The sequence below is a fragment of the Microbulbifer sp. TYP-18 genome, from assembly GCF_040932045.1.
Taxonomy (GTDB): Bacteria; Pseudomonadota; Gammaproteobacteria; order Pseudomonadales; family Cellvibrionaceae; genus Microbulbifer.
On sequence record NZ_JBFRBC010000010.1, the window covers coordinates 25,383 to 39,231 of the forward strand.

Below are 13,849 nucleotides of genomic sequence, written 5' to 3' on the forward strand. Positions count from 1 at the left end.
CAGGAAAATTTATGCGGAAACAGGTTCAGGACACTCAGACTATCGGCGACTATACTGGGACCCGGAGCATGTCCACAAGGCACAACTATTAACCCGGCAATCCAATAGAGATCCCCCATCCATTGGATTAACGCCGTTAAAAACCTGTGTTATTACGTGTAATCGCTGGTTTTTCAAGGGTTTGCGGACATGCCCACAAACCCACGCTGTAAAAAGGCCAGTGAAGGCTTTTTCAGTAACCGTTAGGCGCAGACCCTATGCCCAGAATACTGCTGATTCGTCACGGCGAGGCGGCCAAGGCCCCCGGAGTGGAAGATCCCCGGCTCACTCCATTGGGCGAGCAGCAGGCCGAAACCCTGGTGCAACGGCTGGCCCAAAAGCGGCCACTTGCCCTGGTCAGCAGCCCCAAGGCCCGCGCCCGGCAAACCGCCATGCCCCTGTCCCGGGCATGGCATCAACCCATGACTATCGAGCCCAGGGTCACCGAGATCCCCTCCCCCCGGGAACTGCCCCTGGCGCAGCGCGGCCGCTGGATCCGCGAACTGCTCCAGCGGCAATGGGATCAGCTGGAGGACCACCAGTTAGGCTGGCGCCGGGAAATAAAGGATTACCTGGTTCGACTGCAGGTGGACGCCGCCGTGGTGTGTCATTTTATGGTGATCAATTCCGTCGTGGCGGCGGTCCGCGGAGATTCCAGAATTCTGCAGTTCCGGCCGGACTACACTTCGGTGACGGAATTACAGCTGCAGGAAGGTTCGCTCACGCTGGTACAGTGTGGCGAGGCGCGGACAAGCCAAATTCTGTAGCAGGCTGCTGAAAAAGGTTTTTGCAACAGCCTGTTGTCACCGACAGGGATGTTTGGGCCCTACCGCCAGTCAACCGGCGCTACAGACTCTTGCTCACCACTTCATACAAATCCGCCGACAGCTGGCCACCGGCCATCACCGAGGCAAGGGCGGCCCGCATATTTTCCCCCACCTGGGGCAAATATTTTTTCCAGTGTGTCAACGGCAACACCAACCGGGCGGCAATCTGGGGATTCAAGCTGTCGAGCGCGACGACCTGTTCCGCCAGGAACTGATAACCGGAGCCGTCAATACTGTGGAACTGGGTGAAGTTGCCGTTGGCAAAACCACCGATCACCGCGCGCACCTTGTTGGGGTTGGTCAGTTCAAACGCCGGGTGTTGCATCAGCTCCCTAACCAGGTCCAGTGAGCCGTAGCTGGCGCTGCTGGACTGCAAAGACAACCACAGCTCCACCACCTGGGTATCCTCCTGCCAACGCTGGTAGAAGTCATCCAGCGCCTGCCGGGCCACTGCCCTATCGGCATGGTTGACCAATACCCGCAATGCCGCCGAACTGTCCGTCATATTTTCCGCACCCAGGTACTGGGCCCGGGCGAGCCGGATTCCCTCGGCGCCGCCGGACGCAGCCAGGTAGCCCAGGCAGGTATTTTTCAGGCTGCGCTCGGCAATATCCTCCGCCTCCGGACGGTAGGGCTTGTGGGTGTTCAATCGCCGGTAGCACTCCAGCAATTCCCCCTGCAGGGACTTGCCCAGCGAAAGCCGGCAAAAATCCCTCGCGGCGACGATCGCCTCCGCATCGATGAGGTCCGAATGCTCCGCCAGCGCCTGTTCACTGGGCAGTGACAGCATTTCCGCCAGCAGGGCCGGGGCCGTGGAGCCTCTCTGCAGAAGGCCGCGGCAGGCACCGATCAGCGCTACCGGCGGTTCCAGCGCGGCGCCGGAACGATAATCCGCCTGCGACTGCTCGATCGCATTGAATGCCAGGCGTTGACCCGCGTCCCACTGGTTAAAGGCGTCGCGGTCAAACTGCATCAGAAACTGCAGTTGCTCCTCCGTGTATTCGAAGCCCAGTTTTACCGGTGCGGAAAAACCCCGCAGAAGTGACGGCACTGGTTTGGCCGCCGGTGCACTAAAGGTAAAACTCTGCTCCGGCTGCGTGATTTCAAGTACCCTGCTGCTGTTGCCCGCAGCGTCCAGGGCCAATTCAGCACCATCGCTGGCCAGCAGGCCCACCGCTATTGGAATATGCAGTGGCAGCTTTTCACTCTGGCCGGGTGTCGGCGGACAACTCTGGCGAAAGGTGAGCCTGTACTCGCCCGCTTCTGCGTCATAGGTCTCGGAGACATCCACCACCGGTGTGCCAGCCTGGCTGTACCAGCGCCGGAACTGGGTGAGATCGACACCGTTGGCATCCTCCATCGAGCGCACAAAGTCTTCACAGGTCACGGCACAGCCGTCGTGACGAGTGAAATAAAGGTCGGTGCCGCGCCGAAAACCCTCGGGCCCCAACAGCGTGTGAATCATACGCACCACTTCCGCACCCTTCTCATAGACGGTCAGGGTGTAAAAGTTGGAAATCTCCATATAGGAATCCGGCCGCACCGGGTGCGCCATGGGTCCGGCGTCCTCGGCGAACTGCGCCGTCCGCAAGCGGGTGACTTCCTCGATCCGCTTCACATCGCGGGAATTCATGTCTGCGGAAAACTCCGCGTCCCGGAAAACGGTAAAACCCTCCTTGAGGCTGAGTTGAAACCAGTCGCGGCAGGTCACCCGGTTGCCCGACCAATTGTGGAAGTATTCGTGCGCCACTATGGATTCTATACGCTGAAAAGCGCCGTCGGTCGCTGTCTCGGGGCTGCTCAGCACGCAGGCGGAGTTAAAAATGTTGAGCCCTTTGTTTTCCATGGCCCCCATATTGAAATGGTCGACAGCCACGATCATGAATATATCCAGGTCATATTCCCGGCCATAGACTTCCTCGTCCCAGCGCATGGCTTTTTTCAGCGACGCCATGGCGTGGGCACACTTGCCGATATTCTTCGCCTCGGTAAATATCTGCAGTTTCACCCGGCGCCCGCTGGCAGTGCTAAAACTGTCCTCGACACACTCCAGGTCGCCCGCCACCAGTGCAAACAGATAGGCCGGCTTGGCAAAGGGGTCCTCCCAGGTGACAAATTGCCGCCCGTCATCCATGCGGCCGCGGTCGATCTCATTGCCGTTGGACAAGAGCACCGGGTACTGCGGCGGCGCCACTATCCTGGTGGTGAACCGGGACATCACGTCGGGACGATCGGGATAGTAGGTGATTTTGCGAAACCCCTCGGCCTCGCACTGAGTACAGTACATGCCGTTGGACAGATACAGCCCCTCCAGCGAGGTGTTGTCCCCGGGATTGATGCGGTTGTGAATTTCCAGCAGGAACTCCGGCTTGTCAACCCGGACTGACAGCCCCTGCTGCAGCTCCTGGTAACGGGATGGCGGTAGAGGTTCACCGTCGACGGCGATATACAGCAGCTGCAGATCCACACCGTCCAGCCGCAGGGGCGGCAGCCCCTCCGCAAGTGCCGGATTGCGGCGTATCTCCAGGCTGGACTTCACCAGGGTGGAATTTGGTTCCAGTTCGAAACACAGGACAGTGCTATCAACCAGGTAATCGGGAAGGCGATAGTCTTTGCGATATACGGTATGGGGCCGGATGTCATTCATAAGGGGATTCGACAGAGGCGTTAAAACAGTGTCCCGCCCAGGGGGCGGTGGCGATGGCGCCCACTATACGGCAAACACCGCCGCTGCCAAGCGGCGATACTTCCGGGTGGGCTATGGGAAAAGCAGTTTCAAGGGGCAACTGCGCGGAGCAGGGACGCCCATGCCGCAATTCCCACCTGCCAGTGTTTAATTGGTCGCACAGGGTTTGCGCGTGGCAGCTGCAAGCCCGGGGACAGGAAGGCCGCGAAAGGCCTTTTCCTGTAACTTGTCAGTAACCTGCCGCGTGACCGTCCTTGCGGCTCTCCGAGGCTCCCCAGTAGACTCCCGCCGCATCCCGCATAATGCCCTGGTAGCCGCCATAGGGCCCGCTTTCGAACCGGACCTTGTGCCCCATCTGCACCAGCTTGCGGCGGGTTTCCATGGGAAATCCGTCCTCCAGGCTCAGGTATCCGCCGTCCTCCATCACCTCGTCCGTGGGCTGGCTGGAGCCGGTGTGGAGTATACGCGGCGCATCACCGGCCTCTTGCACATTGAGGCCAAAGTCAATCATGTTAATCATGATCTGCGCGTGCATCTGCGGTTGGGTGGCACCGCCCATGACCCCAAAACTCATCACCGGTTTGCCGTCCTTGGTGACAAAGGCCGGGATAATGGTGTGAAAGGGGCGCTTGCCCGGCTGGTACTGGTTGAAGTGCCCGGGCTTGAGGCTGAACATCTCACCGCGATCCTGCAGGATAAAACCCAGCTCCCCGGGGGTCATACCGGACCCCATGCCGCGGTAATTGCTTTGGATCAGGGACACCATATTGCCGTCCTTGTCGGCGGAGGTCAGGTAGATGGTATCCCCATGGCGCAGGGCGACTTCGCCCGCATCGTAGCGTTTGGCAGCCCTGTCAGGGTCGATGAGCTTGCGGCGCTCAGCGGCGTATTCCTTGGAGATCAACTGTTTGACGGGCAGCTTGTTAAATGCGGGATCGGCGTAGTATCTGGCCCTGTCCTCGAACGCCAGCTTCTTGGCCTCCGCGAACAGGTGGACATACTCGGGGCTGGTCCTGCCCATGGCGGCCAGGTCGTAGCCCTCCAGAATATTGAGAATCTGCAGGGCGGCAATACCCTGCCCATTGGGTGGCAGTTCCCACAGGTCGTAGCCGCGGTAATTGGTGGAGACCGGCTCAACCCAATCCGACTTGTGCGCAGCCAGGTCCTCGTAGGACAGGAAACCGCCATTCTCCTTCATGTAGGCGGCAATTTCCCGGGCGATATCCCCCTTGTAGAAAGCGTCCCGGCCACCCTCAGCTATGCGGCGGTAGGTCTTGGCCAGGCGGGGATTGCGAAACACCTCCCCTTCCTGGGGCGCCTTGCCGCCGGGCATGAATGTCTCCTTAAAACCGGGAAACTTCTGCAGGAGAGGCACCGACCGGTTCCAGTAGTAAGCCACCAGTTGGGTCACGGGAAATCCCTGCTCGGCGTAGTCGATAGCCGGCGCCAGCAGGTCCGCCATCGGCAGGCGGCCAAACTTCTGGTGCAGCTCAAACCAGCCGTCCACAGCGCCGGGCACCGAGACCGGCAGAGGGCCGTGGGAGGGAATCTTGTGCAGACCATTGCTGGCGAAATACTCGAACGGCAGGGACTTCGGAGAGCGGCCGCTGGCATTCAGCCCGTAAAGTTTGCCCTCATCGGCGCTCCAGACGATGGCGAACAGGTCGCCGCCGATACCGTTGCCGGTGGGCTCCATCAGTCCCTGGGCCGCATTGGCGGCAATCGCCGCATCCACGGCGCTGCCACCCCGCTTGAGAATATCCAGCGCTATCTGGGTGGCTAAGGGCTGGCTTGTGGCCGCCATGCCGTGGGTGGCCAGTACCGGTGAACGGCTGGCAAAACCCTCGCCGTTGACGCGGTCATAGGCCGCGGCAAACCCTGTTCCGAGGAGCGTCAAACCCAGGCAGACAACGACAGCGATGCTATGTAAAAAACGCCTCATAGAATACGGCCCTCTCTTTATTTTTCCCGGCCGGTTACACTGCAACCGGATAACGGCACCAGTCTGCATATTTCCCCCCGGATAGCAAGTCAGATCAGCGAGGTTCCCAGTGCACAAGTTGCGCCTAACGGCAACGGCTATCATCCTGGCGATCGTGCTCGCCGCGGCACTGGCGTGGCAGCTGCGGGATCAAATTGCGGCAACCCTGCTGAACGCTGCACTGGGCCGGGTAAGTGTGCAGGAGTTGCGTGGGCTCAAGCTGCACTGGCGCAGCGTCTCGCTCCAATATCTGCGGCTTGAACTGGATTCGGGCAGCGCCGCAACCCTGACGGCGAAGGCATTGCATATTGCCAGCCCCTGGGGGCTGATGCTCGGCAGTGCACAAAATAAATCCCGGATTTCCCTGGCCCAACTGGATATAACCACCCCCGCAATCCCCGCCCCCACAAGCGGCGTAGAGTCCGGCCCGATAAATCCTGAGCAACCCAAACCGGCACTGGCACCACCGGCTGCCGCCGACCCCGGCGCGCGGACGCAGAAAGCGGTCACCCCGCCAATTTCCCTGCGGCACCTGACGAAAAATCTGCAGCAGCGTATGCCGCTGGAAATCCTGGTGGAGCGGATCTCATGGGATCATCCGGAGCCGCTGTTGGGCCGGGTGCAACTCCGCCGGGATGACAAGACCCGGAGCACCCGCATTGAATTGTCCACCCAGTCCTCTGGGGATATCCCCGCATTGGAGGCAAGCCTGCGCCTGGGCTTCGCACCGAATCGGCTGCAACTGGACAGCCGTATCGCCATCGCGTCCCCGGATACCCCGGAGAGACAGACCTTTTTTGCTTTCAATAGCGAAGCCGGACCCGGCGATAACATGGTCTGGCGCGTGCAAGGCACCGCATCCATCGATCTGGCTGTCACTGGCCGCCTGCCGGAAATCCTCAATTGGCGGCGCTATTTGCGCAGTGCAGACGGCGAACTGGCGATGTCCATAGAGGGCGTCATCCCCGATAATTTGCGGGCGCTGGAGCGTTACAGGGATTTTTCTATCACTGTTGAGGCGCAATCCGTCGCCGTTGATCTCCCACAAGCGCTGGCCGGGGTTCCACTGGCACTGCAGTTGAATTCCGACGTCCCCCTGGCAGCCGAGTTCGGGACACTGTCGCCCCTTCAACTGACGAGCCTGAGGGGCACAGGCGATCTCAGTCTGGCACCCGGCGAAGGCGGAGGCCCGCTGCTGACAGTGCATCTGGCCGGAACGGTGGCGCGGCAACAGGGCTCACTGCGGGCCGAGGGCCAACTGCACACGGAACAGCTGGAAACAGTCCTGCAGGCACAAAAGCGGCACCTGGTGGACGGGGCCCTGGAGCTGAAAAACCTGCGCGGGCCGGTCGACTTTATTCTGCAGGCGGAAGTCCCGGGAGCGGATACAATACCGTCAGCCGCCCCGGCATTTCTGCGCAATGTCAAACTTCAGTTGCCAGAGGCAACCGGGTTGTCGATGGAAATCAGTGCCCCCCCGGCAGGCGCCTCCCCCCTGAGTGCCCTGGGCTGGGACAGCGGCCGGGTAAAAATTGAAATACCCGCAGGCCTGACCCTGACCGCAAACCGGTGGCCCGGCCCTGTCCATGTGGCCGGAACAGAGATCGCCGTCTCCGCCCAGGAACGTTCGGGCGATGCGGATATCCGGGCCAAATTCACCGGGATTGCCTGCGAGGTCGAGCCCTCATTGCCGGCACCCGGCAATGGCAACGCAAAGAGACAAGGCGAAAAATTCCTCTGCAGCGCCGACTCCGCGATTCATATACCGCAGCTGTCGCTGCAGGAACTGGAAGCCTCAGTTGGCCGCGCCGATATAGTCACCCGGCTGCGCCTGTCCGGCAGCGCGGAAAAAGCCGCAGTGACGCTGCTCGATACGGCCATTAACGCCGGCGAGGCCAGCTTCGGCCAGGCAGCTGCGGACTCTATCCAGATGTCCAGCTCCACACTGAACTGCAATGCCTCCCCGGAATCAATCTCCTGCCGGGCTCCCCGGGTAGTCGTTGAATTTACTGCCATGCGTTTTGCCGACGATAGTGTCACTGGCACGGTGGTTAGCGAAGATCTCCGGTTCAGCCGGAGTGAAGACCAGCTCAGCTTCAGCGGCAATCTCAGCGAAAGCACTCTGCAACTGGATCTGCGCGATGGCGTTTCCGCCCAGACCCGGTTGAGCGGCAGGATTGCGCTGGAAAATCAGCAGTTGACCGGCAGGCTGAGCGCCGAAATCGGCGATCTTCCGGTATCCGGTGACCTGTCCCTCAACCTTGCCACGAATGCCGGGCAGGCCGACTTCGATTTTGGCCCAGTGGCGTTCAGCCGCGACAAACCGCTCAGTGACCGCATCGCCGGCCTGCCGGTAGAAGTGGTTGCCGGAACCCTCTCCGGCGGTGGCCGGTTGCGCTGGCCCCAGGCGGAAGGTTCCAGCCTGACCCTCGAAGCGGATGGGATTGCCGCCACATACGGGGATATTTTTGTACTGGGCGTCTCCACCCGGGCCAAAGCGGTCCATCGCAAGGGGCACTGGCTGATCCCGGCCACCCCGGTTGCCATCGAAACCCTCGACCCGGGCCTGCCGGTGGAGCGGATCAGTTTCAGCCTGGCCCTGGTTCCGGAGCGAGACCTGGTACTGCGAGAGCTGCGGGGCAACCTCTTGCAGGGGTCCCTGGAGTCACAGGAACTGCGCTGGAATCTGGATGGCGAGGCACGCCACAGCGAAATTCTGGTCAGCGGACTGTCGCTGCAGGCGCTGGAACAACAGCTGCAGACCTCAAACCTCGCCGCAACCGGCACTGTTGACCTCAAGATACCCCTGATCACCGCCGGCGCAGGTGTGACTGTAGAACGCGGAGAGATTACCGCTCGTGCTCCCGGCGGGCGGCTGCGATATTACGGCGCTTTCTCCCCCGCCATGCTGGCCGACAACCCCCAGCTCAAGCTGCTGGCGGGAGCGCTGGAGGACTACAGTTACCGCCAGCTGAGCGGAACCGTGCAGTATCCTCCCAGTGGTGATATGCAAATGCAGTTGAAACTGGTGGGCCGCAGTAAATCCCTGGCCGCCGACAGGGATCTGATCATCAATCTCAACCTGGAGAACAATATCCCCGCAATGTTACAGTCACTGCAGGCGGGCCGGGATCTCAGTGAAACCCTGGAAAAGCGCTTGCAATCGGCAACTCAATAGATTGCCGGATTAAAAACCGGGACTACTCCCCCCTGTTCAGATTGCGTTAAGCTAGCACTTGTAGACTAGCCTGGTTACATCCGCTCACGAACTTTTCCGGGAGCTGATTCGCAGACGGCCGCAGTGGCCGGCCTGTGCCAATAGTGACAGGGCGAGGAAATCCGGAGAGACAATAAATGACCACTTACCCTAGGCTCTCACTACTATTCGTGTCAGTACTGGCCCTGCCCGCCTGTACGCCCACTGTGGCTGTGCAGGCTCCGAGCGAGCCGATTACGGTTAACCTGAATGTGAAGATCGAACATGAAATCCGCGTAAAGGTGGACAGGGACCTGGACGACGTGTTTGAAGATAAAGAAGGCATCTTCTAAGGAGGTGTAAGATGAACTTAACCAAAACCGCCGTGCTGGCCCTGGGCCTGCTTTTGGCACTCCCCGCGCTGGCCATCACCCTCAACGAGGCCCGCTCCCAGGGACTGGTGGGAGAGGCCAACAGCGGCTACATCGCCATCGTTGACCAGAGTTCCCAGGAGCTGAAGCAACTGGTCAGTGAGGTCAACACCAAGCGCAAGCGCGAGTATGCGGCCATTGCCAAGCGCAACAACATCGACATTGCCCAGGTGGCGGCGAGGGCGGCGGAAAAACTGGAGGCGCGGGTCAAACCCGGAGAATACTACCAGGACACGCTGGGGCGCTGGGTCAAAAAATAAGAAGTCGCCGGGCGGGGGAACAGCGCCTCCCCCCACTGCCATCGACTTTCAGTAGTCGGATACTGCCTGGGGTCGCCGTTACTTTCACAACAACTGGCGCCGGCTTGTGATAGCCGGCGCCAGCCTCCGCTCGATTGACCCAACTGCCAGGCTCGACGGGTCAATCGTTCTTCAGTCTGCCAGATTCAAAAAAACACCAACCGCCAATTCAGACCATATGTAGAAAAAGGCGAGCCCTAAAACCACACCAGCGAAGATCCTCTGTTGGGGTTTTATCCTTCTGGCAATCAAAACGTACAGGCTACAGGTTCCAAACAGCAGGGCTCCCATAGCGCCAAAGTCCCCAAAACTCCATTGCACCTGGCTGCTTAGCTGCATTGCGACAAAAGGTATTAGCAACAAAATACCTGTCGCGAGTGCCAGCCAGGCAAAAATACTGTTACGGGAAATTATATTTTTCATATCAGGTCACCTTGATTCAAAAATCCTCAGCGATTGACACAGCAACCCAGGTCAACGCAATCAGACTTCCGGTGGCCCTCTACAAGTTGGCAAACAGAGATTGGCTGTCCAGCCCCTGCTTCTCCATAACTTCCCGCAACCGCTTGAGTGCGTCCACCTGAATCTGGCGCACGCGTTCCCGGGTGAGGCCTATCTCGCGACCAACCTCTTCCAGGGTGCTGGCTTCATATCCCCGCAAGCCGAAACGGCGGGAAACCACTTCACACTGCTTGTCCGGCAATTCACCCAGCCAGCGATTGATACTTTCGAACAGATCACTGTCCTGCAGCAGTTCTGCGGGATCCGACTCCTGCTGGTCGGGAATGGTATCCACCAGGGTCTTTTCGGACGAGGGGCCAATAGGGGTATCGACAGAGGTTACCCGTTCATTGAGACCCAGCATACGCTCGACATCCTCCACCGGCTTTTCCAGCAGACTGGCGATTTCATCGGCGGAGGGTTCGTGGTCCAGCTTTTGCGCCAATTCACGGGAGGCCCGCAGGTAAACATTCAGCTCCTTAACCACATGAATGGGCAGGCGTATGGTGCGGGTCTGGTTCATGATCGCCCGCTCGATGGTCTGGCGAATCCACCAAGTGGCGTAGGTGGAAAAGCGAAATCCGCGCTCGGGGTCAAATTTTTCCACCGCCCGGATCAAGCCGAGGTTACCCTCTTCAATCAGATCCAGTAGGGCGAGGCCGCGACTGACATAGCGGCGGGCAATTTTTACCACCAGGCGCAAATTGCTTTCGATCATCCGCTTTCTTGCCGCCCCATCACCGCGCAATGCCTTGCGTGCATAGTAGACTTCCTCCTCGGCTGTCAACAGCGGAGAAAAGCCAATTTCATTTAAATACAATTGAGTGGCGTCGAGGTTTTTCTGCAGGTGCCGGTCTGACTCGGCGACCCGCGCTCTTGCTTTAAAGAGGGATGCTTCGGAGTTTTTCTTCACTGTTGTTTTGCGATTGCGGCCCTTGTCATTGTCCTCCGTTCGATTTGCCCGCCGCTGTTGCTCCACACTTAATTCTGCTGAAAGATCCGATTTTCCGGCCATAGGCCCGTCTTGTCGTTGTGCTTCCATTTCCCCGACTCCTTGTACTTTGCCGGTCCAGCCCCACCGCAGTGCGACAGATGCCTATCCAGCTCTGTCCGTGCGACAGCTAGTGGCCTCGGCCAACCTTGCGGGTGTGGCGCTTCCGGCGACTACGTAAAGTGGTACTCAGCAAAAATCCATTTTTATTTGCCGCAGCCAGGCTGGCATTATCCGGGTCGGGGCAGATAGGCAAGGGGATCAACCGGCTGACCGTTGCGGCGTATTTCAAAGTGGAGTTTGTTGCGATCGGTACCACTGGATCCCAACTCCGCTATCCTTTGCCCCGCTTTGACTGCACTGCCCTCGTCGACAAGCAACTTGTCGTTGTGGGCGTAAGCACTGAGGTATTCCCCACTGTGCTTAACGATCAGAAGTTTTCCGTAGCCTCTCAGCGCACTGCCCGCGTAAATCACGGTACCATTGGCCGCGGCCACGACAGAGTCCCCTTTTTCTCCGGCGATATCAACTCCCTTGCGCAAGGGGTCGCCTGCGCGAAATCCGTTGATAAGTCGCCCCCGGACCGGCCAGTGCCAGCGGATTTTCGCCGCCACTCTCCCAGGCGCGGCCGGGCGTTTTCTTTCCGATGTTAATAATTTTGTATTTTTTCGCTTTGGAACAGCTGCCGGTCCGGCTTGCTTCGCTGACGCCTTAGGCTTCTTTGCGGGAGTTGGCGATGGGATCGAAGCGTATTTCTGCCCCTCCAGCTGCAACCGCTGCCCGGGCCGGATCAAATAGGGGGGCGCTATGCCATTGATGGCTGCAAGATCTCTGTAATCCTTGCCATAACGCCAGGCGATGGAATAGAGCGTCTCCCCCTTGCTGACCAGGTGGGTGTTTATCCTGTCGCTGGAGGGCTGCTCCAGTGAACTGGTGGGGGCCAGATAACCACTACAGCCCACAAGCGCAAACAGTGTGAGCGCAGTGATTAAAATTCTAAACACGCCTGCATTCCAGCGGTTAGTCGTTTGGCAGTTCATCCACCCACACGCCAGCTTATCCCATTAAATTCGACGACATTTTATTATTCTCTTTTTACATCAAAGGCAAATATTTGCGCGAAAAGTTGTCTAAAAAAAGCCGCCAATTCGGTCCTGCAAGCGGCATAAAACCGTCATTTTCCGACCTGTAAAGGGCCCTATTGCTGCGCTTGGCACCACCCGTGACTCAGCCCGATTTGCCCCCGGCGCGTCTACCCCAGTGGTCCACCGACAGCACCAGCAGGACAGCCGCCAGAAAAGCTATTATCGCCAGTCCTAAATAAGCACTCTCTCCTGTCTGGGCGACAAAATTCCAAGGCGATGTGTTCGACAACATGGGCGCCAACTTTTCTCCCATCGCCACCCCGGTCCCGTCGACCAGCTTCCACGGCCAGATGATTTTGAGGCTGCCCATCAGAATGCCGGCCAGAAACGCCAGGGTCCGGGCCATAAAACGGCGCATCAGCCAGCTCAGCAGTCGGCTGAACAGCAGCAGTCCCGTCACCGCACCCGCGGCAAAATACACTAAATTCAGCAATTGTAGCTGGTGCACCGCCGCCAGCACCCGGGGGTATATTCCGATCAACAGGAGGATAAAGGAGCCGGAGATTCCCGGCAGAATCATGGCGCAAATCGCCAGTGCCCCGGACAGAAACAACGTCAGCGGCGTCGCCGGAATTTGTCCGGGACGCAACTCGCTGATGGCGATCGCGACAAACAACCCCAGCAGCAAACAGACAAACACCGATACCGACCAGCGCGGAATGCGCCGTACAATAGGCACTGTGGAAGCCAGCACCAGACCGAAGAAAAAAGCCCAGACCAAAATGGGATAGGTTGCCAGCCAGTGGCCGATCAAGCGCGCCAAACTAAAAATACTGACAAGCACACCGGCGAAAAGCGCGAGCAGGAAACTGCCGTTGATATATTGCCAGGCTACCAGCGGCCCCTGGCGGCGCAGGACAGTGACACAGTGCGGGCCGATGCGGCTGAGGGATTCCAGCAGTTCGCGGTAGATGCCGGTGATAAAGGCAATGGTTCCCCCCGAAACACCCGGTACCACATCCGCCGCACCCATGGCCATACCGCGCAGGGCGATACCCCAGTAGCGATTGCTGCAAAATTCCGCCACTTTCACCGCACTACCCCACTCAGCAAAGGCACAAAGCGCACCGGCTCCATCTTTTCCACGTCGAACTGGTCACTGTCCCCACGGCGGGAGACCACCACCAGATGCTGCCGCTCAGCGCCCACCGGCATGACCAGTACACCGTCCGGCGACAACTGCTGTTTGAGTTCCGCGGGAATGGCGGACGGCGCAGCGGCGGAAAGGATGGCATCAAAGGGTCCCTTCTCCGGCCAGCCGAAACCGCCCTGGCTGAGAGCGGCTTCCACATTGTGAATGTTCAGCTCCCGCAGGCGCCGTCGGGCCTGCTCCAGCAGCGGCGCGATACGCTCCACCGAATAGAGATGCTCCACCAGTCGCGCCAGGATCGCCGTCTGGTAGCCGGATCCGGTACCTATCTCCAGCACCCGCTGCAGCGACCTGGCCCGACTGAGCAACAACTCTGTCATTCGCGCGACCACATAGGGTTGCGAAATCGTCTGGCCGTAACCGATGGGCAGAGATGTGTCCTCATAGGCCCGGACCGCCAGCGCCTCGTCCAAAAACAAATGGCGCGGTGTCGATGCCATGACATCCAGCACTTGCTCGCTGGATATCCCCTCTTCCCTCAAACGCTGAATCAAACGGTTGCGCGTGCGCTGGGAGGTCATACCCAGGCCCTCACGTTTTAAGCGATCCACCAATGACTTGCCCCTTTCCACATCTGCCGGCCAGTGCCGCCGGCGTCACGGT

At 59.4% G+C, this 13,849-nt stretch carries 11 protein-coding genes; 4 read left to right on the forward strand and 7 right to left on the reverse strand.

Annotated elements, in window-relative coordinates; genetic code table 11:
* Window positions 1-257: 257 nt before the first annotated feature.
* Window positions 258-806, forward strand: coding sequence for a histidine phosphatase family protein (locus ABVT36_RS10160; protein WP_368456474.1), 549 nt, complete (start codon window positions 258-260; stop codon window positions 804-806).
* Between the two features lie 79 nt (window positions 807-885).
* Here ABVT36_RS10160 and pepN read toward each other — a convergent pair whose 3' ends face one another.
* Entirely contained in the window at window positions 886-3,513 is a 2,628-nt protein-coding gene (gene pepN / locus ABVT36_RS10165; protein ID WP_368456475.1) for an aminopeptidase N, read from the reverse strand.
* 268 nt (window positions 3,514-3,781) lie between these two features.
* Window positions 3,782-5,494: a gamma-glutamyltransferase gene (gene ggt, locus ABVT36_RS10170; protein ID WP_368456476.1), complete on the reverse strand. Its 1,713-nt coding sequence runs from the start codon at window positions 5,492-5,494 to the stop codon at window positions 3,782-3,784.
* Between the two features lie 109 nt (window positions 5,495-5,603).
* On the opposite strand from ggt, the gene ABVT36_RS10175 reads away from it, so the two are divergent.
* The 3 genes from ABVT36_RS10175 (at window position 5,604) to ABVT36_RS10185 (ending at window position 9,420) form a co-directional block, all read left to right on the forward strand.
* Window positions 5,604-8,711, forward strand: a complete 3,108-nt coding sequence (locus ABVT36_RS10175) for a YdbH domain-containing protein (protein WP_368456477.1) — start codon at window positions 5,604-5,606, stop codon at window positions 8,709-8,711.
* Between the two features lie 176 nt (window positions 8,712-8,887).
* Window positions 8,888-9,082 carry a YnbE family lipoprotein gene (locus ABVT36_RS10180; protein WP_368456478.1) on the forward strand — a complete coding sequence of 65 codons (195 nt, stop codon included), beginning with the start codon at window positions 8,888-8,890 and terminating at the stop codon, window positions 9,080-9,082.
* Window positions 9,083-9,093: 11 nt separating this feature from the next.
* Window positions 9,094-9,420 carry a YdbL family protein gene (locus ABVT36_RS10185; RefSeq protein WP_368456479.1) on the forward strand — a complete coding sequence of 109 codons (327 nt, stop codon included), beginning with the start codon at window positions 9,094-9,096 and terminating at the stop codon, window positions 9,418-9,420.
* A 171-nt stretch (window positions 9,421-9,591) separates the two neighbouring features.
* On the opposite strand, the gene ABVT36_RS10190 is transcribed toward ABVT36_RS10185, so the two are convergent.
* The 5 genes from ABVT36_RS10190 to ABVT36_RS10210 form a co-directional block, all read right to left on the reverse strand.
* Window positions 9,592-9,882, reverse strand: a complete 291-nt coding sequence (locus tag ABVT36_RS10190) for a hypothetical protein (RefSeq protein WP_368456480.1) — start codon at window positions 9,880-9,882, stop codon at window positions 9,592-9,594.
* A 79-nt stretch (window positions 9,883-9,961) separates the two neighbouring features.
* Window positions 9,962-11,002 (reverse strand): RNA polymerase sigma factor RpoS, encoded by a 1,041-nt coding sequence (gene rpoS, locus ABVT36_RS10195; RefSeq protein WP_367149058.1) that lies wholly within the window; start codon window positions 11,000-11,002, stop codon window positions 9,962-9,964.
* A gap of 179 nt (window positions 11,003-11,181) precedes the next feature.
* Window positions 11,182-11,955 carry a peptidoglycan DD-metalloendopeptidase family protein gene (locus tag ABVT36_RS10200; RefSeq protein ID WP_368456481.1) on the reverse strand — a complete coding sequence of 258 codons (774 nt, stop codon included), beginning with the start codon at window positions 11,953-11,955 and terminating at the stop codon, window positions 11,182-11,184.
* Between the two features lie 223 nt (window positions 11,956-12,178).
* Complete coding sequence (locus tag ABVT36_RS10205; protein WP_368456482.1) at window positions 12,179-13,129, reverse strand: DUF368 domain-containing protein; 951 nt, start codon at window positions 13,127-13,129, stop codon at window positions 12,179-12,181.
* Window positions 13,126-13,767: a protein-L-isoaspartate(D-aspartate) O-methyltransferase gene (locus tag ABVT36_RS10210; RefSeq protein WP_368456550.1), complete on the reverse strand. Its 642-nt coding sequence runs from the start codon at window positions 13,765-13,767 to the stop codon at window positions 13,126-13,128. The genes ABVT36_RS10205 and ABVT36_RS10210 overlap by 4 nt, the downstream gene beginning before the upstream one ends.
* Window positions 13,768-13,849 lie beyond the last annotated feature (82 nt).

Coding starts and splice junctions, on each gene's coding strand:
- ABVT36_RS10180 (WP_368456478.1), top strand. CDS start 8,888: ATGACCACTTACCCTAGGCTCTCACTACTATTCGTGTCAGTACTGGCC.
- ABVT36_RS10160 (WP_368456474.1), top strand. CDS start 258: ATGCCCAGAATACTGCTGATTCGTCACGGCGAGGCGGCCAAGGCCCCC.
- ggt (WP_368456476.1), bottom strand. CDS start 5,494: ATGAGGCGTTTTTTACATAGCATCGCTGTCGTTGTCTGCCTGGGTTTG.
- ABVT36_RS10210 (WP_368456550.1), bottom strand. CDS start 13,767: ATGACCTCCCAGCGCACGCGCAACCGTTTGATTCAGCGTTTGAGGGAA.
- pepN (WP_368456475.1), bottom strand. CDS start 3,513: ATGAATGACATCCGGCCCCATACCGTATATCGCAAAGACTATCGCCTT.
- rpoS (WP_367149058.1), bottom strand. CDS start 11,002: ATGGAAGCACAACGACAAGACGGGCCTATGGCCGGAAAATCGGATCTT.
- ABVT36_RS10190 (WP_368456480.1), bottom strand. CDS start 9,882: ATGAAAAATATAATTTCCCGTAACAGTATTTTTGCCTGGCTGGCACTC.
- ABVT36_RS10185 (WP_368456479.1), top strand. CDS start 9,094: ATGAACTTAACCAAAACCGCCGTGCTGGCCCTGGGCCTGCTTTTGGCA.